The following is a 26,225-nucleotide window of genomic DNA, read 5'->3' on the forward strand; positions in this document are numbered from 1 at the left end:
TATTGTATTTCGCTATTCCCATAATCTTACGTAACTAGTTGATATTAAATTACTAAGCATGGTGGGAGGGGGGGTTATATATAAAAAAGGCTTAGATATTTTCTAAGCCTATTTAAAGCATACGTTAGATATGGTTCATGAGAGCGATTAAAATGAGTATGTAACACCAACGCGTGTTTTTAACTGACGTTCACTCTCTTCCGCTGAGCCATAATCTGATGTCCAAAATTCAACATAAGGTCTTAGATTATCGAATTTATAGCCGATTTTTACCCCTAAATCCCATTCCCAATCTTTTCCATTCGCTTTGACTTGATCTTCATAGCTTTTGACGTAGTTCGCCTCATAACTTAATTGAAGGTTTTTTAAATCTTCATCTTGGAACTTATAAGCGCCAGTCAATGTAAATTTACCTTGTTGAACCGTTTCACCAGCTAATGCTATTTTTTCGCCGTTAACTTTTGTGAGAGAACTACTTGAGCTGTCTGTATAGTTTTGGAATTCATGACGGTAACGAAGAGCCGTTGTTAGGCCGAAGTCGGCTTTATACCCAACACGAAACTGTGGTTTAAGTGTCATTTTTTCATCGCCAAACGTAATAGGCATACCTGGCTGCAAATACCATTTGTCATCTAACGCATAACGAACCCCCCAATCAAATTCAGAATCTCCGCGCTCCAATTGGTTGTATATATCGCCTTCTGCATTTGGAGCAAATTTTTGTTCAACGCTAAAATATAGCTTTGTCTCATCTGCTATTTTCGTGCTTCCACCAATTTTAATACGATGCGCGTATTTATCGTCTTCATGCTTATGTTCTGCGCGGTAATCAAGAGTTGCGCCAGTCGCTGTGCCTGCAAGAAGAGTTGTAGCGATAATTGCAGCAATTTTTGTAACAGAGTTCATACCTTTGTCTCACTATTATTTTTTATTTTGGATACATCCAATATATCCGTGGCTCACAAATCAACATTTAAATAATATTGAATTAATGTATTACAAATATGGTATTTATTCCTGGGTGGTATTTCTGTGAGAACTATCAAAAGTTCCGAATAGTGACTTGTTTATATAGTTAAATGTAATGAACATCTCAATTGTGGCTCTATTTTCCAAGTTAATCATGACTTGGTTCTCATATTGTTAAGCTTCAAAAATACGCCTTTTAAATTGAGTTAAAATAAGACAAATTAATTGTTTTTACGTTTACTAATGATGATGGGAACAGTCTCGACTGTTAGAAATAGCAGTCGTAGCAAAAGGCAAGGCCAGTGAATACGAGGCAGGTATTTGAAATTGGTTTAGAGATGTTGTTTTGCAGGTGACTTGTTCGAGTTAAAGAAAATCGTGATGACGAATTAGTGTTCAAAAGTAGTTTCTGTGCTGAGAGTGTACTCAGTATCTGTTAACAATAAAGGATGAGTCATGTTTAAGAAAAACATATTAGCAGTGGCGTTATTAGCGACTGTGCCAATGGTTACTTTCGCAAATAACGGTGTTTCTTACCCAGTACCTGCCGATAAATTCGATATGCATAATTGGAAAATAACCATACCTTCAGATATTAATGAAGATGGTCGCGTTGATGAAATCGAAGGGGTCGCTATGATGAGCTACTCACATAGTGATTTCTTCCATCTTGATAAAGACGGCAACCTTGTATTTGAAGTGCAGAACCAAGCGATTACGACGAAAAACTCGAAGAATGCGCGTTCTGAATTACGACAAATGCCAAGAGGCGCAGATTTCTCTATCGATACGGCTGATAAAGGAAACCAGTGGGCACTGTCGAGTCACCCAGCGGCTAGTGAATACAGTGCTGTGGGCGGAACATTAGAAGCGACATTAAAAGTGAATCACGTCTCAGTTAACGCTAAGTTCCCAGAAAAATACCCAGCTCATTCTGTTGTGGTTGGTCAAATTCATGCTAAAAAACACAACGAGCTAATCAAAGCTGGAACCGGTTATGGGCATGGTAATGAACCACTAAAGATCTTCTATAAGAAGTTTCCTGACCAAGAAATGGGTTCAGTATTCTGGAACTATGAACGTAACCTAGAGAAAAAAGATCCTAACCGTGCCGATATCGCTTATCCAGTGTGGGGTAACACGTGGGAAAACCCTGCAGAGCCGGGTGAAGCGGGTATTGCTCTTGGTGAAGAGTTTAGCTACAAAGTGGAAGTGAAAGGCACCATGATGTACCTAACGTTTGAAACCGAGCGTCACGATACCGTTAAGTATGAAATCGACCTGAGTAAGGGCATCGATGAACTTGATTCACCAACGGGCTATGCTGAAGATGATTTTTACTACAAAGCGGGCGCATACGGCCAATGTAGCGTGAGCGATTCTCACCCTGTATGGGGGCCTGGTTGTGGCGGTACTGGCGATTTCGCTGTCGATAAAAAGAATGGCGATTACAACAGTGTGACTTTCTCAGCGCTTAAGTTGAACGGTAAATAGCACATAGCATAACCAATAGGCTAGCTAGACGCAGTCCTTAAGGAATATTTTCGAAGACCACTTAACCGAATGTTGAGTGGTCTTTTTGTTTTATATGAGTTTTAGATGACCTTGGTATTAATGTGACCTTGGTATCAATGAGGGTGTGCTGAAGCCTACCAATGAAAGGTACAGCTAAAACAATACAACCTTGTCAAAAGACAAGGTTGTATTCAGAAAGCGTAGGAAGATTTTAGGACGGCAACTCGATACGGAGTTTAGTCATACATCAACTCTTTGGCTTTGTCGGCATCGAACTCTTTAAGAGACTTTCGAGCCAAATGACGGAATGGAAAAGCTTTAACGACTTCTTCGAATGGTTGGATAGCGAATGCCCAAAAGATAGAACCGTCTAATCCAAAGATGATCAATGCACACAATGGAATTGAAATTACCCATTGACCAGTAAAGTTGATTTTGAAGACTGCGGTCGTTTTTCCTAGTGCTCTTAATACATTCCCATGAACCGTGTTGTAGCCACGGACAATCGGCAAGAAGATGTAGAGTGGGGCGATAACGGCCAATGCTTGATAGGTAGACTCATCCAAGTTCGGGTAAATGTCACCAATAACCAGACTTAATCCTGCGAACAAGATTGCACACACAAAAGAAATGACGACCGCAATATCAATACTGGTATCGACGTTTTTGACTAGGTCATCCATCTTTTTAGAGCCAATCGCTTGGCTGATAGTAATTGCGGAAGAGTGAGCCCAAGCAGTAATAAATTGAGAGACAGCCCTGATCCAAGGCATCACCAAAGTAATCGCAACATACGCGTTGATGTTAAGTTGCGAATACAGTAACTGATAAATCGTTGCGCCAATCAATAGCATGGTTACATTTGCTGCGACAGGGAATATCTCGATAAAGTGACGACGAACGTTTGTCATGAACTCAGATCGCAGGGCGTCTAATTTGAGTGAAATTGCCGAGCTCAAATACACGCAAAGAACCAGATACACAAGGCGAAGGGTGATAGCAATAACACTGCCTAGCGCGGCGCCTTGAACACCAATACCTTCGAAATTTGAAAAGCCGTGAATGAGTCCATAAGAAAGTACAGCGTTGATCGGCAATTCAATCAAATACCCTTTAAACGGTATTTTGGTTCTTCCTAATGCATTAAATAGGGCGATAATTACTTGCGTTAATGCTGTGAAAATGACGAGATACTTTGAGATATCAAGGTAGTGGCTGATTTCTAAGTAAAGGGCTTTATCGTCGGTTAAAGCTTGAATTAAAGGCTGTTCTAAAAAGGTGAGCAGAAACCAAAATATTGTCGCGATACCTAAGTTGATGAACAGACCTGCCCAAAACGCTTTGGATAATGAAGCGGTAATGCCAGAACCCACGGCGCGACTCAATACTAGCTGAGTGCCGTTTGCCAGCGCCATTTGAATACCGAGTACAAAGGCAACCATAGTGGTCGCAATTCCCATGGCAGCCAAAGGTATTTCACCAAGAGGAGAAACCAGCAGCGTATCGATCATCAACATCGACTGCATCAATATACCGTTTAGGGCTAGGGGCCAGGCGAGAGAGAAATTTTTCCTTACATACGATTGTGTAGACACAAACAACACCTTATGTGTGTAACCGTAAGTTTTCTCTGAGAGGACCCGAGTTCAACATTTAAAGATGAAACACTACGGTAATGGATGGTTAAAAATGGGCGCTAAAACTTACTGACTCGTGTATTGGGATACACGAGTCAGTCTGGTCAATCTTGGTTATGCGATTGCTAATTCAACCCTAGACAGCTTTTGGTTTTCATCATCAAGTAAAGCTTGAGAGGCTATTCGAGCCTGATTCGCATTGCCTGACATAATCGCATCGTATATCGCTTTGTGCTCTTCTAAACAGAAGCGACCGCCTTCGGCAGAGTGGTCGATAAACTGTTTGAAAATCGTCGACAGAATGTTCGCGAACGGAATGTAAAACTGGTTACCCGTCGATAAGAAAATCGTTTGGTGAAACAGATGATCGTTGGTTGTCCACTCTTGGTAATCAAAGCCGTTTGCGGCAATGGTCATCTTTTGGAAAAGGATCGAAAGCTCTTTGCGTTGCTCTACCGTAGCGTTGGATGCTGCAAGCGCACACGCTTCTGGGTCAATCGCTTTTCTTAAGCCCAAGAATTGAGATAAAAAGGGTTTGGTGTCTTCTAAATCTTGGATCCAATACAGTAATTGAGGATCTAAAAAATGCCATTGCGTTCTTGGTTTGATACGAGTGCCCACTTTAGGCTTGGATTCAATCAACCCTTTTGCTGAAAGCAGCTTAGTGGATTCTCGAAGGGCAGTTCTGCTGACTCCAAAGATCTCGCACAACTCCATTTCGCTAGGTAACTTCTGATTTTCTTTCAACTCGCCAGACAAGATTTTGCGAGCAATTTGTCTCGCGACTTGAACATGAATTCGGCGGCTTGAATCTTCCACCAATGTAAATATTGACATTTAAACCACCTGAAATTGAAACTTTGAAAACAAAAAAAGCCAGACGAATCTGGCGCTTAGAGTCAGTGTATACGTCGAATTTAGTGTGAGGTTTTCCCTCATCTATTTGGGTCTGATGACCTTATTTAGTGTGACGATCTTAACGACTTTATATAACTTAGTGAGCTTATATCAGTCAGCTAGCTAGGGCGTTATTTGTCCGCCGTTAACATCTAGGATTTGTCCTGTGATGTACCCGCTACAAGCGTGCGATGCAAAGAAAGCAAATGAAGGGGCAACTTCATCAATATTGCCAAAGCGTCCCATTGGAATGTTGTTAGCAATGGTCGCTTTCAGATCGTCGCTTTTGCCATCGTGAAATGCGGTGTCGATAGTGCCCGGTGAAACAATGTTGAAACGGATATTGTCTTGCGCGAACTCTTTCACCCAATTGCGGTGAATGTCGTGCAACCAAGCTTTAGATGCGGCATAGACGCCAGCACCCACACCACCGCCTTCGCGAGCGGCAATAGAGCCCGTGCTAATCACACACGATGTTTGCCCCGACAAAGCAGCAGATGCACGCAAGTGTGGGATAGAGAACTTAGTTGTCATCAGCGCGGATCGAACATTTAGGTTCATCACACGCTCATAAAACTCGTCATCGATATTTTCTAGACTTGCACGCCCACCAAGGCCACCAGCGTTGTTAATCAACACATCCATGCCGCCAAAATGGTCGGTGAACTCTTTGACTAACCTTTCGCACTCTAATGTGTCCATTAGGTTTGCAGGAAAAAACGCAACATCGCCACCCAATGCGGTGAGTTCGGTGAGAACGTCATCGACTTTTGGGCTGAAAGCACGACTATTGATGCCAATCTTTGCGCCGTACTTTGCAAAAATGCGTGCAGTAGCTAAGCCCATACCAGCAGTAGAGCCAGTAATTAAAATGCGTTTGCCTTTTAAATCGTTAAACATCAGAGTCGCCTATATTGTAGATTATTTGCGTTAATAAATCATACAATAACACTTGCTATATTCAAGAGTGTTCATCTAAAAACTGATCATTACCGACATAAATAGTGAGAGTAAGAGTGGTTTTGTGAGTTCACGCATACAAAAAATGTGTAAATAAGAACTATTTGTATGAATAAATAGGTATGTTTGGTTTGATGGGCTTAATACTTACAAGATTGTCAAAAAAATGCTCTAGCCTATACTGGTAGTGACCTCACGTTATTCTGATACTGAGTTGGTAGAGATATAAATCAGTGTTATAGTACGAATTAAATAATACATATCTAATAAGTAAGTAGACACATGGCTGGTCATTTCAATTCTATTTCAGGCTCTAAGCGAAGCCTTCATGTGCAAGTTGCACGTGAAATCGCTCGTGGTATTTTGTCGGGCAATTTGCCTCAAGGTTCTATTATCCCTGGTGAAATGGCTCTGTGTGAGCAATTTGGTATCAGTAGAACAGCATTAAGAGAAGCGGTTAAGCTTCTTACTTCAAAAGGTCTATTAGAATCTCGCCCTAAGATTGGTACTCGTGTTGTTGACCGCGCGTTCTGGAACTTCTTAGATCCACAATTGATCGAATGGATGGACGGTTTAGCTGACACCGACCAATTCTGCCATCAGTTTTTAGGCTTGCGCCGTGCCATCGAACCTGAAGCTTGTGCGTTGGCCGCTAAATTTGCGACTGCAGATCAACGAATTGAATTATCAGAAATTTTCCAAAAAATGGTGGAGATATCTAGCGAAGAGATTCTTGATAAAGAGCGTTGGCTAGATATTGATATGAAGTTCCATAGCCTAATCTTCAACGCAACAGGGAACGACTTTTACCTACCATTCGGCAATATCTTAACGACGATGTTTGTTAACTTTATTTCTCACTCTTCTGAAGAGGGAAGTACCTGCATTGAAGAACACCGCCAAATTTATGAAGCAATCATGGCGGGGAACAGTGATAAAGCGCGTCAAGCGTCAGCGAGTCACTTGCTAGAAACGAACCACAGGTTACCAATCGCTAGTTAATTGTTTTAAAAAGATTTTTACTTTGAATCTTTGTTGGAACTGGTTCATTGGAACTAAAAGGTACACCAGGAAAGCACGTTTAATACGTGCTTTTTTTGTATCTAAATTTGATGGAAACCTGACTGATGTCCAATATTTGACCTATTCTTTGCTGTTTTGTTAAAACCACTAGCAACCAGCCTTGTTAGTTATATAATAATACTAATCAAATTATTGCGAGTGTGATTATGCCTCAGTCTTTATTACCAAATATTCTTCAGTTTATCGGTCAGATAGACCCATTCGATAAGATCCCTAAAGAAGCGCTGCGTGAACTTGCCTCTAATGTTCAGATCACTTACCTCGGCAAAGGTGATGTGGTTGATCTTTGTGAATCGGGCAAGGAAAAGTCGCTCTATATCATTCGAACTGGCTCTATGGAGCAACGAAAATCGGACGGTGTGCTTCGCGCACGTTTAGGTAGCGAAGACTTGTTCGGTTTTACATTCTTAGATTCTGAAGTTAACGATGAGAAAGGCTATAGAGCCATCGCAATTGAGAACACCTTACTTTATGTGATTCCACACTCGGCACTTCAAACGCTTTTCAAAGCTTTTCCAAGTTGCGCAGAACATTTTGCTTCACAGGCTCAGGTTCGTTTGAAGTCGGCATTGGATGTTGTGTGGTCAAATAAAGAGAAAGGCTTGTTCATTCGTAAGGTTGAAGAAGTGGCAAGCGGGCAGGTCGCCATTGTTAAGTCTGAGCAAACCATCCAATCGGTAGCGGTGGAAATGCTTCATCAACGCTCGCCATGTGCGGTGATCTATGAGGGTGAAACCATTGTTGGTTTGATTACCGACCGTGACATGACTAAGCGAGTAATCGCTCACGGTGTCAGCACTGATAGCCTGATCTCAGAGGTAATGACACACTCTCCACTCACAGTGAAACCCGATGATTTAGTGCTGCATGCTGCATCTATCATGATGCAATTCAATATCCGTAACTTGCCCGTTGTGAAAGAGAATAAGGTCGTTGGTCTTCTCACCACGTCTCACTTAGTTCAAAACCACCGTGTCCAAGCGATCTTCTTAATCGAGAAAATCAAATACGCGGGCAGTGTGAAAACCATGTCTTCGTTCACCCCTGAGCGACAAGCTATTTTTGAAGCGCTGGTGGAAGGCAAGGTTGCACCGGAAACCGTCGGTAAGGTAATGACCATGATCATGGATGCCTACACCCGCCGATTGATTCAAATAGCGATTGATAAATTAGGCCCACCACCGTGTGATTTCTCTTGGATCGTAGCCGGATCGCACGCGCGTAATGAAGTGCACATGTTGTCGGATCAAGACAGCGCGATTGTACTGGCTGATGATGCGACAGACAGTGACCGTATTTACTTCAAACACTTAGCGATGATGGTGACCAACGGGTTGGCAAGCTGCGATTACCCGTTATGCCCAGGTAAATTCATGGCAGCGACGCCAAAATGGTGTCAGCCTCTCAATGTTTGGAAGCACTACTATAAAAAGTGGGTTGCCAACCCTGAGTATGAACGCCTACTCAACATCAGTGTGTTCCTAGAGATCCGTACTATTTATGGCAACAGTGAGTTCGAAGGCATTCTTCGTGATGAGCTGCATACTAATATTCGCGGCAACCGTGAGTTCCTAAGTACGCTCGTGAAAGATGCGGTCAATACCAATCCACCTTTGGGTATCTTCAACAGCTTGGTGTTAGAAAAATCGGGTGAGAACAAGAAAACCTTGAACGTGAAGAAATACGCCATCAACTTGATTATTGATTTAGCACGTATTTATGGTCTTGCAGTGGAGTGTGACTTGTCGGCCACTGATGAACGCTTTGCGGCAGCCAATGAAAAAGGCATGCTGAGCGACGACGCATTCAAAAACATTCTAGGTGCTTACCAGTTCATTCTCTCTTTCCGATTCGGTCATCAACTTGAAGCGTTGAAGAACGGAGATGTGCCCGACAACAATATCAATCCAGATAGCTTTGGTAGCTTTGAACGTAAACACTTGAAAGATGCCTTTAGGATCATTGCTGACCTTCAAGAAGCGGCGAAAATTCGTTTCGGAGCACGCTAATGAAATCGTTTTTAAATTACTTTCATCCGCTTGAGCGAATTAAACGTAAACGTAAGCAATATCTGGGAACGGTTAAGTTGCCAGAAGCGTTACATGATCTCGTAGATCAGCCTTGCCCTGAAATGACGGACTTGGCCAAAGACAGTGACTATATCGTGTTGGATCTTGAGACCACGGGTCTAGACAGCGAACAAGATCTGATTTTGTCCATGGGTTGGGTCGATGTGGTCAAGGGGCGAATAGACTTAGCGTCCGCAAAGCATATTTATCTGGATAACGATTCGCAGATCAACGCTGAAACCGCCGTGATTAACCATATTACGCCGCAAATGTTAGAAGAGGGCGCTTCTATTCATGATGCGATGCTGACGTTCTTCGAAGCAGCGAAAGGCAAGATTATTGTCGCGCACGCTTGCATGGTAGAAGAGAGGTTCATTAGCCAATATCTTCTTCGCTGTTACGGTTTACGAGCGATTCCTCTGCTTTGGCTAGACACATTGTGTATTGAAAAGAGTATGGAGAAAGCGATCAGCAATCATGAAGAAGTGGATTTGACTCTAGCTGGCACTCGTGAAAGGTACGGGCTTCCTGAATACAACAATCATAATGCGCTTGCTGATGCAGTATCAACTGCGGAATTGTTTTTAGCTCAGCAGAAGCGAGTTGTGCCTAACGATGAAGTGACCGTTGCATTTCTCTATCGGATCAGTCACTAGGGTGAGGGGCGTTAAGTACTCGGCTCTTATTTGAATGATTTGAAAGAAGAAAAGCCAGCGATTAAGCTGGCTTTTTTTTAGGTCTTAGAAAATTAGGACAGTAATTATCTTAGATTATTTATATAGCTATCGATTAGAAGCTGTAAGTTAGACCAACACGGCTACGTAGCTCACGAGTCGCTTTAGTCGATGAAGTACTCACATCACCAAACTCTACATATGGTGCCCATTGACCCATCATGTGGCGAATACTTGCGTTCAACTCGTAGTTGGTATCGTCGTTGTCGTAGATGTCATATCCATCCGCTTTGTAGTAGTTACCCTCTAAACCAAAGCGCCAGTTTTCCATTGAGTAGTTAACGTTTGCCGTTAGACGGTGGCGGCGTTGGTTTTCAATGTTTTTCTCAACACCGACAATGTCACCATTACCGTCGAGCTCGTACTCAGTCGTGCTAGTATTTTGTCTCATATCGTAACGGTAACGAGCACTTAGGCTTAGGCCATCAACGCTATCCACTTTGTATGTTGCACGAACTTGAGGTTTGTACGTAACACCAGATTCGCGACCTTCAATTGGCATACCGTAAGTCATTGTCCAGTTATCGTTTAGTACATGACGGTAATTTAGACCAAGCTCCCAACCGTTATTCTTCAAATCTTCCATGAATTTACCGTCTTCTCCCTTGAATTTCGCTTCGATATCTACAAGGAAGTTGCCAATGCTATCGCCCAGTTTTACACGAGTAGCGTGTTGATCTGTATGACTCTTGTATTCGTGTCTCATATCGAAAGACGCCGCAGATACAGAGCCAGCAGCGAGTACAGATGCCACAGCAATCACGATTTTAGTTTTATTCATGGTATTAATTCCATATTTATAGGTTGAGTATTGGCCATAATTACAAGCCAAATAGAGTAGTTCTTGTCTTCAATGCATTTTGTTATTGAAATTATTTCTTGGTTATTTCAAATTTGTTTTGCATTTAAATAATACAAATATGCTAACGATTTGAAGGCGTATAATCTGTGAATTTGATCGTGTTGTTGGGACAAAACCACTATTTACAAAGGGTTACAAAGTTGAGTTACTCTGGTAAGTTGATGATTATTAGTGGTTTATTTGGCTGTTGATGATGATTTTGAAGAGTTTTGTTCGTCAATAAATGTGCGCTACAGCAAAAAATTGAACCTTTAGATATCATTTTTATTTGTAATACATTATTATTTACTAACTTTCTGTAGCAACACATAACTTTGCTGTGTTGATTACATGCACTGACAGTGTGAAGCCGAATAAGTAAGAACGGTCTTGAAGCTAAATGGATTAAATCCACCGCTTTAAGAACATGAGGCATTTACTTGAGGTGATTTAAAGCTCAATCAGAGAAGGTTTGAAATGTAGTAGGCAAGGCAGTGACATAGCCTGCTATATAGATATGAACTTGATAGGAATGAACAGGGTTCGAATGGTTACCCGTTGTTCTTATTAGCGACAAAGAAGAAATCGTTGAAGTGCTTGCGAAAGCATTTTGATTATTGCTCCCAACTATTCTAATTATAACTTCTGCTTTCGTTTAGAAAGGTAGGAGACGGTAGTCGAAGATCTACCCTTGCGCTCATGTTGATACAGGCAACATGAGCGTTTTTTTATCTGAAATTTGAGTAGAGAATAGTTTGATAAGCAAAAACGTGTAAGCTGCGGCTTAAGAGCTAAGCTTTTAGGTTGATGACAGCGCGTTCAAGTGAGTCTGTTTGTTCTACTACTGAAGTTGCAGAAGCGGCGTTTTTTGAAGCGCTCGTTACATTCGTCAGTGTCAACTGTTTAATGGCATCTACGTTTTCGATGATCTCTGACGTCACTTCACTTTGCTCCTTCATAGCATTGGAGACTTCTAAACTGTTATTTAGAATGGTTTCCATGTCTGCGATAACCGATGTGATTCTTGAATGTGCCTTCTCACAAGAGTCGACACTGCTGTTACCTTTTTCACAACAATTTTGAATCGTGTTAACCACCATTTGGGTTTGATCTTGAACCCCTTGAATAATGGTTGAGATCTCTTCGGTTGAAAGCTGTGTTCTGCCAGCCAAGGTTCTCACTTCATCGGCGACGACCGCAAAACCACGACCTTGCTCTCCAGCGCGCGCTGCTTCAATAGCGGCGTTCAAAGCGAGTAGGTTGGTTTGTTCAGCAATGTCTTTAATCACTTCTAGTACGGTATTGATCTTTTCTGAGTGCACAGAAAGGCGATTCACTTCTTCACTCGCACTCACTAAGTCAGTTGAAAGCGTATTGATTGTGTCTCTGGTGAAGGCCACATCGTTCAGGCCATCATTTGCCGTGGAGAAGCTGGTTTGTGCATTTGCTGATGCATTTTCACTATTGGTCGCAACACTTTGGATATTGCTGCCCATTTGATTTATCGCGGTCGCAATATTTTCTGTTTGTCGTTGCTGCTTGTTTAAAGCGCTTTCCACTTTTATGCCGTCGTGTTGCAACTGGTTCGAAATGTTGCCGAGCTCTTGGATCGACCCTTGTACTTGACCAACAAGTTGACGAATATCTTCTAATACGGTGTTAAATGACTTGGCAATATCCGCAATTTCATCTGAACCGCTGTCTTCCGCTTTAACGGTAAAGTCACGTTGTTGGGATACGTGCAACATGGTTGCGTTTAACGAGGCTATCTTCTTAGCGACACGCGATGAGATCCCAAAGGACAGTACGATCAGTAATCCAGTGACGGCGATTACGGAACTCACAATAAACGTAGTGATGGTTTGTTGAATCGATTCGACCTGTTGTTCTAAACGACCTTCAACGCCGGTAAATATCGAGATGATATCTTCAAACAGCATTTTCATTTCTGATTTCAGTTCGCTGACCTTTGCTGGGTTGCGTTCTATCGCGTCTACCATCAAGGAAAAATCTTTGTCGTATTGTTTTACTTCTCGATTCAGTTTGTCTAACTCTGGTACAGCAATGTCTGACTCTTCAAGTAAAACAGAGAAGCTATTCATCAACTGTTGGAAGTGTGAATACTCTTTGGCGAATTCAGGCTTGAGGGCTTTGTCGTGACTGATCAGAAACTCTAGTTCCGTTCGATTTAGTTGAAGCATCGAAACTTCAAGCGACTTCACCTTGATCAGGGTTTTCTCAAGTTTGATCAGCTTTAGGTTTGCCATTTCAGTGAATGAGACGACAACCAATAACGAAATAATGGATAAACAAGCAAGGCTAAAAAGGGAGGTTTTAATTTTCATAGGCAGGCACCAAAGCAAAACAATATGACTCAACAACGTATTTGGGAATCTCGTTTCTCTTATTTGCGTGATCAGTAGCTTACAAGCGGATAACTGGGATCTGACTCGCAACGGAAACGTTTGCTTACAGTATTTTATGGAAAGGTTATGCGCAAGTTAAATATTTATTATTTTCAATGACTATTGGTGATTGTTTTATCACTAGATGGAGTGCTGTAAATAATAACGAGAGATTGAGGTATAGTCGGACCAAAGTGATAAGGGGAAGTGGTAGTGAAAAGAGCAAGTGAAATAGCCACGAACATTCACGCTTAGTCACATGAATGCTCGTTTCTATTGTCATGTCTTCTCTTGTTGTGTCTCTTGCTCTTGTCGCTTAATTTTAGACGCTTAATTGCAGACGGGTTAGCAGCAGTCGTTTATATGTATGAGACTAACCCTGTGAGAGCCGTTTTTTAGTATTAGCTTTCCGTCGGCATCCAAACCTGTTTAGACGTGACTTTGTGGTCTTTAAAGGTCAGTTCTTCAACCTTGTCTCCGTTAGTATTCCAGCGAGTGAGTTTCCCGTTTGCGACTTCGCCTTCATCAAATTTCGCTTGGCTGGCTTTATTGCCATTAGGGTAGTAGTCCGTTACCAATCCATCTTTTTGCCCGTCACTGAATTCGGCTGTTAGGCTTTGTTCGCCATTGGGATACCAGCGAGAGGCAACACCCGACAGCTCATTGTCTTTATAGTTGAGCTCCGCTTTTTTCTGTCCGTTTGGATACCAGGTCTCGGCCTTACCTTGCAGCTCACCTTTAACGTAATTCACTTTAGAAGCAACTTGGCCATTTGGGTACCAGTTGGTTTCTAACCCAAGTTCTAGGCCATCGGCAAATTGAGCTTGGGTCGCGACTTGGCCGTTATCGAACTGCTCTTCAAATTGACCAGTAAAGGGTTTTGAGTGGTTTACTTGATAAGCCACACCTTTGCGCATTTGTAAGTAGTCAACAGCATCATCGCTGGTGGCTGCATAGCTCATAGAAGATACCGTACTAAGAGCAATTAAGATTGGAACGTATTTCTTCATAATGACACCTTTTTAATGGACGAGGGGAAAGTGTAACGGGTGTGTTAAAAGCATTTCACTTCCGAGAACCACTGTCAGTATCTAATAGTGGTTTTCAAGTTTTCATTATTGGCTACCTAATATAGGGAACTTTTAAAAGTAAATTTTCAATTTTATTTGTACTACAAATGTGTTCGTCTGATTCATTTTTATAAATTATATCTAACGATATTTTTGCTGTTCTTCTTTGAGCTTTGATCGTGACGAGTAATGGTTTTTGTCGATAATTCTTCGTTTTTTAGAGGGTTTATTCATGTTTTTTAGGGGTTTTTGTCGAAATATAGTACGGATGGCTGCACTCACTTGAGGAATTATGCTCGTAGGTGGTGCAACTTTGAACTCGATCACTTGTATGATTAATTGAGTGTCAGACTGTAAGATCACTGTCACGCATTTGGATTATTGTAGTACAAATATGCTTGCCATCTATCTATAGTGACCTCAACAAAAAACATAAATAAAGGTCTCAAGATGGAACTCAATACCCTGATAGTTGGCATCTACTTCCTATTCTTAATTGCAATAGGGTGGATGTTCCGAACGTTTACAAGTACGACGAGTGATTACTTCCGTGGGGGAGGTAATATGTTGTGGTGGATGGTAGGTGCAACCGCATTTATGACCCAGTTCAGTGCGTGGACATTTACTGGTGCAGCAGGTAAAGCCTTTACCGATGGTTTTGCCGTAGCGATTATCTTTATCGCGAACGCATTCGGTTACCTAATGAACTACCTTTACTTCGCTCCGAAGTTCCGCCAACTGCGCGTTGTGACGGTTATTGAAGCGATTCGTATGCGTTTTGGTAAGGTGAATGAGCAAGTGTTTACTTGGTCTGGCATGCCAAACAGCGTTATCTCCGCAGGTATCTGGTTGAACGGCCTTGCGATCATCGCATCAGGTATCTTCGGCTTTGATATGACGACGACGATTGTCCTAACGGGTCTGGTTGTACTGGTGATGTCAGTAACGGGCGGCTCTTGGGCGGTAATCGCATCTGACTTTATGCAGATGGTTATCATCATGGCAGTGACCGTAACGTGTGCTGTAGTAGCGGTCTACCACGGTGGCGGTGTCACGCAAATCATCAATGATTTCCCAACCGATTCATTTATTACGGGTGATAACCTTAACTACCTAAGCATTTTCAGCATCTGGGCGGTGTTCATCTTCTTGAAGCAGTTCAGTATCACCAATAACATGCTGAACTCTTACCGTTACCTTGCAGCGAAAGACTCAAACAACGCACGTAAAGCAGCACTGCTTGCTTGTGTACTAATGACACTGGGTCCAATCATTTGGTTCATGCCTTCATGGTTCATGGCAGGTCAAGGTGTTGATTTAGCCGCTGCTTACCCAGAAGCTGGCAGCAAAGCCGCTGACTTCGCTTACCTTTACTTTGTTCAAGAGTACATGCCGGTTGGTATGGTTGGCCTTCTGATTGCCGCGATGTTTGCAGCAACAATGTCTTCAATGGACTCTGGTCTAAACCGTAACTCAGGTATTTTTGTTAAGAACTTCTACGAGCCGATTCTTCGCCCTAAAGCGACAGAGAAAGAGCTAATGGTCGTTTCTAAAATAACGTCTACTTTCTTCGGCATCGCGATCATCTTGGTTGCTCTGTTCATTAACTCTCTTAAAGGTCTGAGCCTTTTCGACACCATGATGTACGTGGGCGCATTGATCGGCTTCCCAATGACGATTCCTGCATTCTGTGGCTTCTTTATCCGTAAAACTCCGGATTGGGCTGGCTGGGGCACGCTAGTCGTTGGTGGTGTAGTTTCTTACTTCGTTGGTTTCGTTATCACAGCGGACATGATTCAAAACTGGTTCGGTCTAAACGAACTAACTGGCCGTGAGTGGGCTGACCTGAAAGTGGCTATCGGCCTTATCGGTCACATCGTATTTACTGCTGGCTTCTTCGTTCTTTCAACATTGTTCTACAAGCCATTACCGGAACACCGTGAGAAAGATGTCGACAAGTTCTTCAATAACCTAGCGACACCGTTAGTAGCTGAAAGTAATGAACAGAAGAAACTGGATAACAAGCAACGTCGTATGTTGGGTTCACTTATCGCGGTAGCGGGTGTGGGTGTAATGACTATGTTCGTACTGCCAAACCCTATGTGGGGACGCATGGTATTCGTTCTGTGTGGTTTGATTGTGTTCTCTGTTGGTCTGTTACTTGTTAAAGCAGTCGATGACAAAGTCGAGCAACAAGACGAAGTGACTCCAGCCGAAGGCTAATTTAATACGCATCCTAAATAACATCACGGCCACCTAAATGGGTGGCCGTCATTTTTATAATCCAAACTTTAACGTGAGATGTACGATGAACAAAAAACTATTATCGGTAAGCATTATTAGCGCGTTCACGCTCGCTTTTGCAACAGGCTGTACGACACAAGAGAAAACAGCACCCGTAGTCAGTGTCGCTGAACAAGCTGCGCCAGCTATTAGCGAAATCGACCGTAGTTACCTATTGAACAGTGACCGCTTAACTGAGGTCGATGGCAACACATTAGCCGTTGCATCAGAAGAGCAAGTCGCTGCGCTTAAAGCACAATTTGAAAACCTAAAAGATGGCGACGAAGTTATTATCCCTGCCGGTAAATACGCAAACTTAGGTCAAGTGACGATTACGGCGAATGACATCACCATTAAAGCCGAGCAAGCGGGTTCCGCCTGGTTAACTGGCCTAGTTCAGTTTGAACTGAAAGGCGATAACATCACGCTTGATGGCCTAGTGTTTACCGAAGGCGGTCCAAACGAAAGGTTTGGCGGCGTACGAATGATGGGCGACAACAACACTTTAAAGAATTCAACATTTTATTATTTCAACCACGCTTATGAATATCAACCAGATGAGCGTCGTTCTGAATACCCAAGATACCTGTGGGTTTCTTTGTGGGGTAAAGACGGCAAAGTCATCAACAACCGTTTCGAAGGTAAGCAGAAGCGCGGCACTTTGATTGGTGTGCAAAAAGATGACACAGCTGACAACCACCTGATCGCAAATAACATCTTCATGGACCAAAAGCCTAACCAGTTCAATGAATTCGATATCAAAGAGGCGATTCGTTACAACGGCAACAGCTGGGAAGCACTTCGTATTGGTGATTCAAAATCTTCTCAGTGGGACTCTAATTCAAAATTCGTTAATAACTTGATGATCGACATGGATGGCGAGCGCGAGCTTGTCTCAGTTAAGTCGGGTGGCAACACAATTTCTGGAAATACAATTTTTGAAAGTTCAGCTTTGATTTCTTTGCGTCATGGTAAAGGAAGTAGTGTTGAAAATAACATTATTCTAGGTAATAAAAAGAACTTAACGGGTGGTATTCGAATCTACGACGAAGACCATGTGATCCGTAATAACTACATTGCGAATACTCGTGGACGTGACGGTGTGATTGAAGGCAATGCTGACCTACGTGGCGGCATTGTTATTAACACAGGTATCATCGACGTAGCGAATGGTGAGCAGCTAGATCAATCGGTGAAGGGCAAAGAGCTGAACAAGCAGTGGACGCCGAAAAACATCACCATCGAAAATAACTCTCTAGTCGACACTGAGTGGGGCATTATCTATGGCAACCAAACTCACCGTGTTAGCCTGTTCAATAATGCGGAAGTTGAAAAGATTTATGCAGGTGTTGATGTGGCGTTCAAACACAACGTGGTTGATAACTCGCAATCTCCTGAGTTTGTAAGTGTACGTGCAACGCAAGATTACCCGCTAATGGGCGCAACGTATGACAATGAAACATATGTTGGCCAAGTGACAGCATCTGAGCAGATCTCGAGCTTCTCTGTTGAGTTGCCCGCAATGACCGTTACTAACGGCATTAACGCTTACCAAGGTGAAGGCGCAGATGTGTCTAAACTTGCGGTCGTGACGGCTGAAACCGCGGGTCCGGACTACGTGCTTGAGAATACGACTAAGTAACTTATTGGCTAATGGCTAATGCTTAATGGTTTGAGCTATCAAACCAATTCACGATAGCTGTCTTGGCCATTAGCACCGATAAAGCCAAAGCCTCAACGGGTAATATCTGTTGAGGCTTTATCGATCTTAGGTCGTGACCATCTCAATCTTACGTCGTGACTACTGTGATTTATACTTATGCAGCAGATCCCAAGGGATATGGCACAAGTGGTGATCTTCAGGGAAGTGACTTAAGTGATGCTGGTGGATGTCATCACTCGCGACATAGTGAGTTAACGGTAATATCTCGAGTGCGATACGGTCGGCGTCGTCACGAGAGGCAATATAGTGCTTAGCTTCGGTTAAGTGTTCTGCGTTAGTACTGTAAACGCCTGTGCGGTATTTTTCTCCGACATCGACACCTTGTTTATTCACGCTGTAAGGGTCGATAATCTCAAACAAGTGTTTCATCAAAATCATTACAGACGTAACGCTTGGATCAAATTCAATTTGTACGCACTCTGCATAGCCATCGTAATCGCTTTGCTGCGTCGACCCGTTTTCTGTTAGCTGGTGGGTGCTTCCATTGGCACGGCCTGCTTCTGTGCTGATAACACCAGGAACGTACTTAATAAATTCCTGTACGCCCCATAAGCAACCGCCAGCTAAATAAATTTGTTCCATACTTACCTTTTACTTCTCTGTGTTTGTTGATGTTTGTTCGATGTGTGAATCAATACGATGATACCCGCACGTATAAAAAAGCGTCTATAAAAATGAGCGCGCAAATAAAAACAAGCGTTTAGGTATTGTAAACCTGTGCGACTGAACAAACATAAGTTTAATATGATTTGTGATTATATAAGTCAGTATTGCTTTGTCATCAACTCGAATCTCAACATCAAGTGAGCGTTACTCTGAACATGTTTGATCAAATAAAAGACTTCATTAATCCGAGCAAGAACCCAGATCTTACTCAGGCCCATGAATACCAGCGTCAGCATCTGCCAACATTGTGGCTGTTGGGAAAAACGGGGGCGGGCAAGTCATCGTTTATTCAGGCGGTGACTGGCGACTCTTCTGTTGAAGTGGGCAATGGTTTTGCACCTTGTACCATGACGGCGATGTCTTACGAATTCCCACAAGACAAACCCGTGATGCGCTTTCTCGATACCAGAGGACTAAGCGAAGCGAATTATGATGCGAAAGAGGATCTGGAAGAGATTGGTCAGGCAGGTAATGCATTAGTCGTTGTAATGAAAGCCGACGAACCTGAACAATCCTCAGTGCTTGCGGCTCTAAAGCAGATTAAGAAACAGAAGAAAATTAAACACTTGCTGCTTGTTCATACTGCAGTGTTGTCTTCCGGTGAAACAGATCGAGCAAGGCAGGTTCAGTTCAACACCAACCAAGTAGAGAAGGCTTGGGGTAAAGAGTTTGAATCCGTCGCGGTCGATTTCGAAACGGATGACTCGAGCAATAACAGTGGTTCAATTTACAACTATGACATCTTGTTAGAAAAGCTGACCAGTATTCTTCCTGTTATTGGAATGATGGTGCAAGACAAAGAGCACTCCACGCAAGAAGAAGCCAACTTTGATCAAGTTGAAAACGAAGTGCTTTGGTATGCAGGAAGTGCAGCAGCGAGCGACCTGATTCCGGGTGTTGGTTTGGTGTCGGTACCTGCGATTCAAGCGAAAATGCTTCATAGTTTAGCGAATCAATATGGGGTCGAGTGGAACAAGAGAGTCTTCAGTGAGTTGATAGGCACTCTGGGAAGCAGTTTTGCTTTGCAATACGGAATGAAGCTGGGCACTCGACAGTTGATAAAGCTAATTCCAGTTTATGGTCAAACGGTAGGTGCGGTGGCTGCAGCGGCAATGAGTTTCGGCACCTCTTATGGTTTAGGTCGCGCGGCTTGTTTTTACTTCTATCATAAGAACAAAGGCGAAGAAGTGTCTGAACAAGAGATGCAGAAGATCTACAAAGAATCCCTGAAAAAAGGAAAGGCGGCGTCGGGCTATGAAGAAAATTAGAAACCTATTTCGATTACTGGCGGTGCTATCGAGCGGCCGCTGGGGCATTGCTCTGATTTCGGCGATCTTCCCAAGCATTATCATGATGGGTTTTGGTGTCTTCTTGGCGATCAAATACGGTTACCTACTCGAAATGTCGATTGCCATTGCCGTGAGTACCTTGGTGTTCACCATTCCTCTGTTCATTTCTAGCCGCTCTTCACGCGATTCTTCAAGCCGCTCTTCAAGTACGGAGCCCTTCTCGAATAAAGAGAGTGACGGCCTTGGTGAGGATACTGCTGAAGCTGAATCACAGCATAAAAAAGCTGATATCAACGATGCATTGGTTAAGGCTTCGGCTGATTGGTCTCAAAAAGAACTGTCGATCTGGAATGATTCAAAACACCATGTACGACAACAATTACTGGTCGACATAGAGTGGGGCAACCTAGACCAAACCGGTTTAGAAGTACTTGAGTTTGTGGCGAAAAAGTTTGATAAGAAATCGCTCGATTTCTCGATTCCTGAAGGACTAAAGCTGTTCGAAGAGGTCAGCCGACGCTACAAACTGGTAGTACGAGAGCATATACCGGGCATTGAGTATCTCAAGGTTTCTTACATTAAGGCGGGCTACGAAGCCTATGATAAATATGGCGAGCTAGGGCAGAAGATCGTTAAGGCCGCTATTTGGGGGAATCACCTCAAAAACCTCTATTTGAACCCGTTAAAAGTTGTTTCTGATTTAGGGAGAGAGCAAGCGACATCTTCAATGACAAGAGGTGTGGTTGATGACATGCAACACGCCGCTAAACAAGCCTTGTTAGATGAAGTCGCTGCGGTGGCGATTGACCTCTACAGCGGACGTTTCAGCATTGAAGATGAAGCACTGAAAGCGTCCGGTGTGTCTGAACTCGACGAACAACGCTTTGCTCCTGAATTAGAGCCTGTGCGAATAGTGCTGGTGGGGCAAACCAGCTCTGGTAAATCTTCGCTTATCAATGCGCTTAAGCAAGAGTTGGTAGCTGAAGTGGATGTACTGCCATCAACCGACACTTCAACTGTGTATAACGCGTTTGTCGACGACAATGATGTTCGCGTTGTTGATCTTCAGGGGCTTGATGGCAACCTTAAAACCGAAGCCTTAATGCTGAAAGAGATGACCCAAGCCGATGTGGTGCTATGGGTGCTTAAAGCCAATCAATCTGCGCGTGATTTGGATAAGCAATTGAAAGATAGATTTGATGCTTTCTATGACGATCCTAAGAACATCTCACGCAAGAAACCGATTGTGGTGTCGGTTGTGAATCAGGTAGACCGATTAAAGCCTGTAGACGATTGGCAGCCGCCGTATGACTTAGATAATCCAACATCGACCAAAGCGAAGATCATTGCTCAAGCGCTCGAATACAATCATATCTTGCTGCAAACCGATATAGTGTTACCGCTGGCGATTGCGCCAGAAAAGGTACAGTTTGGTTTAGATACTTTAAGGCAGACGTTGATTGAACGTATCGCTGACGCAAATAACGTTCAGAGAAATCGCCAACGTTTAGAAGCCATGAAAAGAGGGACGTCGGTTAAAGGCCAACTGAATAAAGCGGTCAAGGCGGGTAAGAAGGTTGCCCCCAGTGCTTTGAAAGCAGCGACGCCAAAACTGGCTGAAATGGCCATCAAGCAAGTCGTGAAGAAAAAGTAATCCACGACTGCGCCTGCAAAACGGTTCTGGTGGGGCTGAGACTCATCAGAACTGAGTTATTTGGAGCGTGAGAGCTTATCTCTTTTAGTTAAGGCTGAGAACTTTAGTGCTTAGCTTTTTTAGAACGGTGAGTTTTAGAGCTTAGCTCTTTAGCTCAGTAGCTCTCTAGAAGATAGATTCCTAGAAGATAGTTTTTTAGAAAACAGCCATCTTCGCCCCTTATTAGATAAGTCTTGAGTTTAAAAGAGATTCGATATTATTAAGTAACTCGCTGAACTAGTTTAATAGTATATAAACTGCTGTGATTCACAGTTTATATAACATGCTATCGTATTTAATCATCATTCTAAATGTTGATCACATTTATACTTTTCTAAGCTGTATTTATAAAACAATTGCACTATATTTAAATTCCGGATCATCTTGATTTCAACGTAGGGATATATTGTGAACATGTATCTGAAATGGCAATCAACAACATGGCTAACCTTGTTAGCTTGGTATACCTTAGATCACCAGCTCTCGTTCCGCCTTTCTTCAGAGTAGTACCCTCTAGGCGTCACGCGCCAGCAAAGCAGCGTGCTTTGTTTACCTATCAGCAGCTTTGATAACCTTTGAACACATGAATGTCGCACTTATTATTCCGTGCAGAATATTCGTTGTTTTGTCGTTCTCGCTAATTATCTCAGCCTCTGTTTAGGTTTGATTAATAAATCATTATTTAACTTGTTTATTTTCACTGTTAATTTTCCGTGTGTCTTTATATGGATCTATTAATTTAATGGTGAGGATTCGTGACATCTAAAGAAAATACATTTCGACCTGATCAGAATGTATTGAAAGGTATTATTATGGAAAACTTCAAACATCTACCAGAACCGTTTCGTATTCGTGTTGTAGAGCCAGTAAAAAGAACAACGCGCGCCTATCGTGAACAAGCCATTGTCGAAGCGGGGATGAACCCATTTTTGCTCGACAGTGATGATGTGTTTATCGACTTACTGACAGACAGCGGAACAGGATCTATTACTCAGCGTATGCAAGCCGCGATGTTAATGGGTGATGAAGCTTACAGTGGTAGCCGCAGTTACTACGCATTGTCGAACGCGGTTAAGGATATCTTCGGTTACGAGTTGACGATTCCAACACACCAAGGGCGCGGCGCAGAGCAGATCTACATTCCTGTTCTTATCAAGAAGCGTGAAATGGAGAAAGGGCTCGATCGCAGCAAAATGGTCGCCTTGTCGAACTACTTCTTCGATACAACACAAGGTCACACCCAAGTGAATTGCTGTGTGGCGAAAAACGTTTATACCAAAGAAGCGTTCGATACCTCAGTGAATGCGGACTTCAAAGGCAACTTCGATGTGGTGAAGCTGGAAGAAGCGATTTTAGAAGCGGGCGCAGCCAATGTTCCTTATATTGTGAGCACCATTACTTGTAACTCTGCTGGTGGACAGCCAGTGTCTATCGCCAACCTAAAAGCCGTGTATCAAGTGGCTCAGAAGTACGACATCCCTGTGATCATGGATTCTGCACGTTACGCTGAAAATGCCTACTTCATTCAACAACGAGAAGCGGGTTATCAAGATTGGACAATCGAACAGATCACGCGTGAGTCTTACAAATACGCGGATGGCTTAGCCATGTCTGCCAAGAAAGATGCCATGGTGCAAATGGGCGGCTTGTTGTGCTTTAAAGACGACTCTTTCATGGATGTGTACACAGAGTGTCGAACTTTGTGTGTGGTGCAAGAAGGCTTCCCAACCTATGGTGGCTTAGAAGGTGGCGCGATGGAGCGTCTTGCGGTTGGCCTTTATGACGGCATGCGCCAAGATTGGTTAGAGTACCGTATTGGTCAGGTTCAATACCTTGTTGATGGCTTAGAAGCGATGGGCATCGTGTGCCAGCAAGCAGGCGGTCACGCTGCGTTTGTCGATGCGGGTAAACTGCTTCCTCACATTCCAGCAGGTCAGTTCCCAGCACATGCTTTGGCGTGTGAACTCTATAAAGTCGCGGGTATCAGAGCGGTTGAGATTGGCTCATTGCTGCAAGGTCGCGACCCAGCAACCGGTGAACAACACCCATGCCCTGCAGAGTTATTGCGCCTTACCATTCCTCGCGCGACCTACACACAAACCCACATGGACTTCATCATCGAAGCATTTGAAAAAGTGAAAGAGAATGCAGGACAAGTGAAAGGGCTCGACTTTACCTACGAGCCGCCGGTGTTAAGACATTTCACTGCGCGCTTGAAAGAGGTTGAAACCAGCGAGAAACAAACAGAAAAAAAGAACGAACAAACGCTCGAAGAAGCATTTTAAAATAAAAACATAAGCGAATAGTCACTAGAACCCTAATCAAAGGCTCCCTCGGGAGCCTTTTCTTTTTTGGATGGTAGGGAGTTAAGTCATCAAGCAGCTAAGCGGCTAAGTCTTTAAGCTTTATAAGCTCTTAACCCGTTAATCATTTAGGCCTTTAGATGTTGAACTACGCTTGTTTGTTTTTTAGGGTGGATTTCAACATTTGGAATAGCCACTGATTCAAAGGCGCGTCTTTCTGTGAACGACGGCAGCTCATCACATAACCCACATCGATCGTCAGTTTTTCGGGTAAATCAATACTACGACAGCCTTCAGGTACGCTGCCATTGAGGGTGATACCAAAATAGTCGGATTTGAACACAACGTCGTGAATCATCGCAGGGTGGTCGACTTCCACTCTTGGGTTGACGTGAAAACCGATATTCCTAAGGCGATCAAGGATCGGGTATTTATTGTCATTCCATCCCGGGGTTTTAAATAGAATGATTGGGTAGTTGGCGAGCGACTCAAAGTCTTTCGCTGGATGATCCTCTCTCACGAAGAACACCACTTTTCCTTTACCGAATTCCATTTGAGAAATTGACTGTGGCAAGGTTTCATCAAAGTAATGAACCGCTATGGATTCTTCGCCGTCGATGAGCCTGTTCCTCACATTGCTTCCCCACCGAACGAATGAGTAGTGAGCATGCGGGGCTTCTTTACTCAGAGCAAAGTAGAGCTTCGAGCCAAAGCGCTCCCAGAACAGTGTATTTGCGTAGATTTTGATATCACCTTGGTAAGTTTCTGGCGAAAATACTTGGTGTTTAATTGCTTCAACGCTGCTCAAGATCTGCTCAAAATTTTCGATGTTGGTTTCAACAAAAGTCGTGGGTTCAAACCCGTGTTTGGTTTGAATGAACAGTGGGTCGTCGAGCTGTAACTTTAATTTCGAAAGGTTCTTGCTGATCGCCCCAGAGGTTTTTCCTAACGACTCCGCAACCAGCCCAACATTGCGAAGTTCATACATACGCTTGATGACGAGGATATTTTGAATGTCTAGATTGATGTCCATAGGCTCTCCAAATGAATCCTTTTATAGGTAGTAATTTCGGTGCGGTAGGCGTGCTGAAATTATGTGACTCTAATATCATAGTGCCAATAAAAATCTTATAAGACAGCACCGCGTCAGAACTTCGCTAATCCATTGATTTTCCATTTGGTAAATCTTGCTTTTCCTCGAATGGCTTTCACTCAAGCGCTAAAGTTACCTCAACAAAGAAACACAGATACCAAACGAACAAATAATTAAAAAGAATATGAGGTGATGTATGAAAAAGTTAATCGCACTAGGCTTAATGGCTCTTTCAATGAACACGGCTTTTGCTGCCGACGGTACGTATACAGGGACTATCGACATGACAAGAAGCGAAGGTAATCAAGTAAAGGCTGAGCGTGTTGAATCTGACTTAACACTGGAAGGAAGAAATGAAGCGTCTAACGGCGGAATCCAATTCCAAAAGAACGTAGATCAAGACCAAACGATCCAGCTTACAGGTCGTCGTGATTAACGTTAAAGATGTGCTTACCATTGTCATGAGAAATGCTGCGCCCTTGGGTGCAGCATTTTTCGTTATTGGGTTGTGGAGTATTTTATAAACTCTAGCGATCTAGCCTTGGCATGTTGTGTAACGTGTGGCATTTTGTTGTTCTCTAATTTAGATCGCTATTGGGTGTTGGTTAAGCATTACAAACCAGTAAGCGAACGACTCGAAAGGACAAGGAATGACTCAAAAAGAAACGGGAATGATTCGTCATATTCTACTGATTAAGTTTAAAGAAAACGCTGAGGTTTCAGAGGTTCAAAAACTAAAGATGCTGTTTGAAGCGATGCCAAACAAGGTTGAAGGGGTCACTTCAGTAGAATGGGGATTAAATGACAGCCCTGAAAACAAGAATCAAGGTTATACCCACTCAGTGTTAATGACGTTCGCTGATGAAGAAGGCCGCCAGAATTACCTTCCGCACCCTGAGCATGATGCGCTGAAAGATGTATTTCGTCCGCTTTTAGAAGACATCATTGTGTTTGATTACTCCCTGTAATTAGGTTCTGAGTAGGTCTCTTGTGTT

At 43.1% G+C, this 26,225-nt stretch carries 20 protein-coding genes; 11 read left to right on the forward strand and 9 right to left on the reverse strand.

Going from position 1 to position 26,225, the window contains the following annotated elements; all coding sequences use genetic code 11:
- Positions 1–147: 147 nt before the first annotated feature.
- Positions 148–906 (reverse strand): oligogalacturonate-specific porin KdgM family protein, encoded by a 759-nt coding sequence (locus tag AB4513_RS11875; RefSeq protein ID WP_102257326.1) that lies wholly within the window; start codon positions 904–906, stop codon positions 148–150.
- Between the two features lie 519 nt (positions 907–1,425).
- On the opposite strand from AB4513_RS11875, the gene AB4513_RS11880 reads away from it, so the two are divergent.
- Complete coding sequence (locus AB4513_RS11880) at positions 1,426–2,463, forward strand: polysaccharide lyase family 7 protein (protein WP_004733527.1); 1,038 nt, start codon at positions 1,426–1,428, stop codon at positions 2,461–2,463.
- A 257-nt stretch (positions 2,464–2,720) separates the two neighbouring features.
- Here AB4513_RS11880 and AB4513_RS11885 read toward each other — a convergent pair whose 3' ends face one another.
- The 3 genes from AB4513_RS11885 to AB4513_RS11895 form a co-directional block, all read right to left on the reverse strand.
- Positions 2,721–4,088: an MATE family efflux transporter gene (locus tag AB4513_RS11885; protein ID WP_102257325.1), complete on the reverse strand. Its 1,368-nt coding sequence runs from the start codon at positions 4,086–4,088 to the stop codon at positions 2,721–2,723.
- 147 nt (positions 4,089–4,235) lie between these two features.
- Positions 4,236–4,958, reverse strand: a complete 723-nt coding sequence (locus AB4513_RS11890; RefSeq protein WP_004733529.1) for a FadR/GntR family transcriptional regulator — start codon at positions 4,956–4,958, stop codon at positions 4,236–4,238.
- Between the two features lie 183 nt (positions 4,959–5,141).
- Positions 5,142–5,918 (reverse strand): SDR family NAD(P)-dependent oxidoreductase, encoded by a 777-nt coding sequence (locus AB4513_RS11895; protein WP_004733530.1) that lies wholly within the window; start codon positions 5,916–5,918, stop codon positions 5,142–5,144.
- A 342-nt stretch (positions 5,919–6,260) separates the two neighbouring features.
- Between AB4513_RS11895 and AB4513_RS11900 the strand changes: the two genes are divergently transcribed.
- From AB4513_RS11900 to AB4513_RS11910, 3 genes are all read left to right on the forward strand, one after another.
- Positions 6,261–6,980 (forward strand): FadR/GntR family transcriptional regulator, encoded by a 720-nt coding sequence (locus AB4513_RS11900; RefSeq protein ID WP_004733531.1) that lies wholly within the window; start codon positions 6,261–6,263, stop codon positions 6,978–6,980.
- A 227-nt stretch (positions 6,981–7,207) separates the two neighbouring features.
- Positions 7,208–9,070: a DUF294 nucleotidyltransferase-like domain-containing protein gene (locus AB4513_RS11905; RefSeq protein ID WP_004733532.1), complete on the forward strand. Its 1,863-nt coding sequence runs from the start codon at positions 7,208–7,210 to the stop codon at positions 9,068–9,070.
- Positions 9,070–9,786, forward strand: a complete 717-nt coding sequence (locus AB4513_RS11910; RefSeq protein ID WP_004733533.1) for a 3'-5' exonuclease — start codon at positions 9,070–9,072, stop codon at positions 9,784–9,786. Before AB4513_RS11905 ends, AB4513_RS11910 begins: the two co-directional genes overlap by 1 nt.
- A gap of 133 nt (positions 9,787–9,919) precedes the next feature.
- Here AB4513_RS11910 and AB4513_RS11915 read toward each other — a convergent pair whose 3' ends face one another.
- The 3 genes from AB4513_RS11915 to AB4513_RS11925 form a co-directional block, all read right to left on the reverse strand.
- Complete coding sequence (locus tag AB4513_RS11915) at positions 9,920–10,645, reverse strand: oligogalacturonate-specific porin KdgM family protein (RefSeq protein ID WP_017082728.1); 726 nt, start codon at positions 10,643–10,645, stop codon at positions 9,920–9,922.
- Between the two features lie 851 nt (positions 10,646–11,496).
- Positions 11,497–13,050 (reverse strand): methyl-accepting chemotaxis protein, encoded by a 1,554-nt coding sequence (locus AB4513_RS11920; protein WP_102257324.1) that lies wholly within the window; start codon positions 13,048–13,050, stop codon positions 11,497–11,499.
- A 461-nt stretch (positions 13,051–13,511) separates the two neighbouring features.
- Positions 13,512–14,120: a toxin-antitoxin system YwqK family antitoxin gene (locus AB4513_RS11925; protein ID WP_102257323.1), complete on the reverse strand. Its 609-nt coding sequence runs from the start codon at positions 14,118–14,120 to the stop codon at positions 13,512–13,514.
- A gap of 510 nt (positions 14,121–14,630) precedes the next feature.
- On the opposite strand from AB4513_RS11925, the gene AB4513_RS11930 reads away from it, so the two are divergent.
- Both AB4513_RS11930 and AB4513_RS11935 read left to right on the forward strand, forming a co-directional pair.
- Entirely contained in the window at positions 14,631–16,403 is a 1,773-nt protein-coding gene (locus AB4513_RS11930; protein ID WP_017077159.1) for a sodium:solute symporter family transporter, read from the forward strand.
- 85 nt (positions 16,404–16,488) lie between these two features.
- Positions 16,489–18,105: a polysaccharide lyase 6 family protein gene (locus AB4513_RS11935; RefSeq protein WP_102257322.1), complete on the forward strand. Its 1,617-nt coding sequence runs from the start codon at positions 16,489–16,491 to the stop codon at positions 18,103–18,105.
- Positions 18,106–18,264: 159 nt separating this feature from the next.
- On the opposite strand, the gene AB4513_RS11940 is transcribed toward AB4513_RS11935, so the two are convergent.
- The gene (locus AB4513_RS11940) at positions 18,265–18,768 is read right to left on the reverse strand and encodes a peptide-methionine (S)-S-oxide reductase (RefSeq protein WP_102257321.1); all 504 of its coding nucleotides are present in this window, start codon (positions 18,766–18,768) and stop codon (positions 18,265–18,267) included.
- A 239-nt stretch (positions 18,769–19,007) separates the two neighbouring features.
- On the opposite strand from AB4513_RS11940, the gene AB4513_RS11945 reads away from it, so the two are divergent.
- The 3 genes from AB4513_RS11945 to tnaA all read left to right on the forward strand — a co-directional run bounded on the left by AB4513_RS11945 (position 19,008) and on the right by tnaA (position 24,119).
- Entirely contained in the window at positions 19,008–20,120 is a 1,113-nt protein-coding gene (locus AB4513_RS11945; RefSeq protein WP_029225580.1) for a YcjF family protein, read from the forward strand.
- The gene (locus AB4513_RS11950) at positions 20,107–21,795 is read left to right on the forward strand and encodes a GTPase family protein (RefSeq protein WP_102257320.1); all 1,689 of its coding nucleotides are present in this window, start codon (positions 20,107–20,109) and stop codon (positions 21,793–21,795) included. Before AB4513_RS11945 ends, AB4513_RS11950 begins: the two co-directional genes overlap by 14 nt.
- Positions 21,796–22,646: 851 nt before the next feature.
- A complete protein-coding gene (gene tnaA / locus AB4513_RS11955; protein WP_102257319.1) occupies positions 22,647–24,119 on the forward strand; it encodes a tryptophanase in 1,473 nt (490 codons plus the stop codon).
- Between the two features lie 166 nt (positions 24,120–24,285).
- Here the strand turns inward: tnaA and AB4513_RS11960 are convergent, their stop codons facing one another.
- Entirely contained in the window at positions 24,286–25,170 is an 885-nt protein-coding gene (locus tag AB4513_RS11960; RefSeq protein WP_017090766.1) for a LysR family transcriptional regulator, read from the reverse strand.
- A 256-nt stretch (positions 25,171–25,426) separates the two neighbouring features.
- On the opposite strand from AB4513_RS11960, the gene AB4513_RS11965 reads away from it, so the two are divergent.
- Positions 25,427–25,666 (forward strand): hypothetical protein, encoded by a 240-nt coding sequence (locus tag AB4513_RS11965; protein WP_017081013.1) that lies wholly within the window; start codon positions 25,427–25,429, stop codon positions 25,664–25,666.
- Positions 25,667–25,880: 214 nt separating this feature from the next.
- Positions 25,881–26,198, forward strand: coding sequence for a Dabb family protein (locus AB4513_RS11970; protein ID WP_081304112.1), 318 nt, complete (start codon positions 25,881–25,883; stop codon positions 26,196–26,198).
- The last annotated feature ends 27 nt before the right edge of the window (positions 26,199–26,225 follow it).

Source organism: Vibrio sp. 10N.222.54.E6, from assembly GCF_041473955.1.
GTDB classification, from domain to species: Bacteria; Pseudomonadota; Gammaproteobacteria; order Enterobacterales; family Vibrionaceae; genus Vibrio; species Vibrio tasmaniensis_A.

Bases quoted from the DNA above. Each gene is read 5' to 3' on its own strand.
- AB4513_RS11875 (WP_102257326.1), bottom strand. From the start codon at position 906: ATGAACTCTGTTACAAAAATTGCTGCAATTATCGCTACAACTCTTCTT.
- AB4513_RS11880 (WP_004733527.1), top strand. From the start codon at position 1,426: ATGTTTAAGAAAAACATATTAGCAGTGGCGTTATTAGCGACTGTGCCA.
- AB4513_RS11890 (WP_004733529.1), bottom strand. From the start codon at position 4,958: ATGTCAATATTTACATTGGTGGAAGATTCAAGCCGCCGAATTCATGTT.
- AB4513_RS11895 (WP_004733530.1), bottom strand. From the start codon at position 5,918: ATGTTTAACGATTTAAAAGGCAAACGCATTTTAATTACTGGCTCTACT.
- AB4513_RS11900 (WP_004733531.1), top strand. From the start codon at position 6,261: ATGGCTGGTCATTTCAATTCTATTTCAGGCTCTAAGCGAAGCCTTCAT.
- AB4513_RS11905 (WP_004733532.1), top strand. From the start codon at position 7,208: ATGCCTCAGTCTTTATTACCAAATATTCTTCAGTTTATCGGTCAGATA.
- AB4513_RS11910 (WP_004733533.1), top strand. From the start codon at position 9,070: ATGAAATCGTTTTTAAATTACTTTCATCCGCTTGAGCGAATTAAACGT.
- AB4513_RS11915 (WP_017082728.1), bottom strand. From the start codon at position 10,645: ATGAATAAAACTAAAATCGTGATTGCTGTGGCATCTGTACTCGCTGCT.
- AB4513_RS11920 (WP_102257324.1), bottom strand. From the start codon at position 13,050: ATGAAAATTAAAACCTCCCTTTTTAGCCTTGCTTGTTTATCCATTATT.
- AB4513_RS11925 (WP_102257323.1), bottom strand. From the start codon at position 14,120: ATGAAGAAATACGTTCCAATCTTAATTGCTCTTAGTACGGTATCTTCT.
- AB4513_RS11930 (WP_017077159.1), top strand. From the start codon at position 14,631: ATGGAACTCAATACCCTGATAGTTGGCATCTACTTCCTATTCTTAATT.
- AB4513_RS11935 (WP_102257322.1), top strand. From the start codon at position 16,489: ATGAACAAAAAACTATTATCGGTAAGCATTATTAGCGCGTTCACGCTC.
- AB4513_RS11940 (WP_102257321.1), bottom strand. From the start codon at position 18,768: ATGGAACAAATTTATTTAGCTGGCGGTTGCTTATGGGGCGTACAGGAA.
- AB4513_RS11945 (WP_029225580.1), top strand. From the start codon at position 19,008: ATGTTTGATCAAATAAAAGACTTCATTAATCCGAGCAAGAACCCAGAT.
- AB4513_RS11950 (WP_102257320.1), top strand. From the start codon at position 20,107: ATGAAGAAAATTAGAAACCTATTTCGATTACTGGCGGTGCTATCGAGC.
- tnaA (WP_102257319.1), top strand. From the start codon at position 22,647: ATGGAAAACTTCAAACATCTACCAGAACCGTTTCGTATTCGTGTTGTA.
- AB4513_RS11960 (WP_017090766.1), bottom strand. From the start codon at position 25,170: ATGGACATCAATCTAGACATTCAAAATATCCTCGTCATCAAGCGTATG.
- AB4513_RS11965 (WP_017081013.1), top strand. From the start codon at position 25,427: ATGAAAAAGTTAATCGCACTAGGCTTAATGGCTCTTTCAATGAACACG.
- AB4513_RS11970 (WP_081304112.1), top strand. From the start codon at position 25,881: ATGACTCAAAAAGAAACGGGAATGATTCGTCATATTCTACTGATTAAG.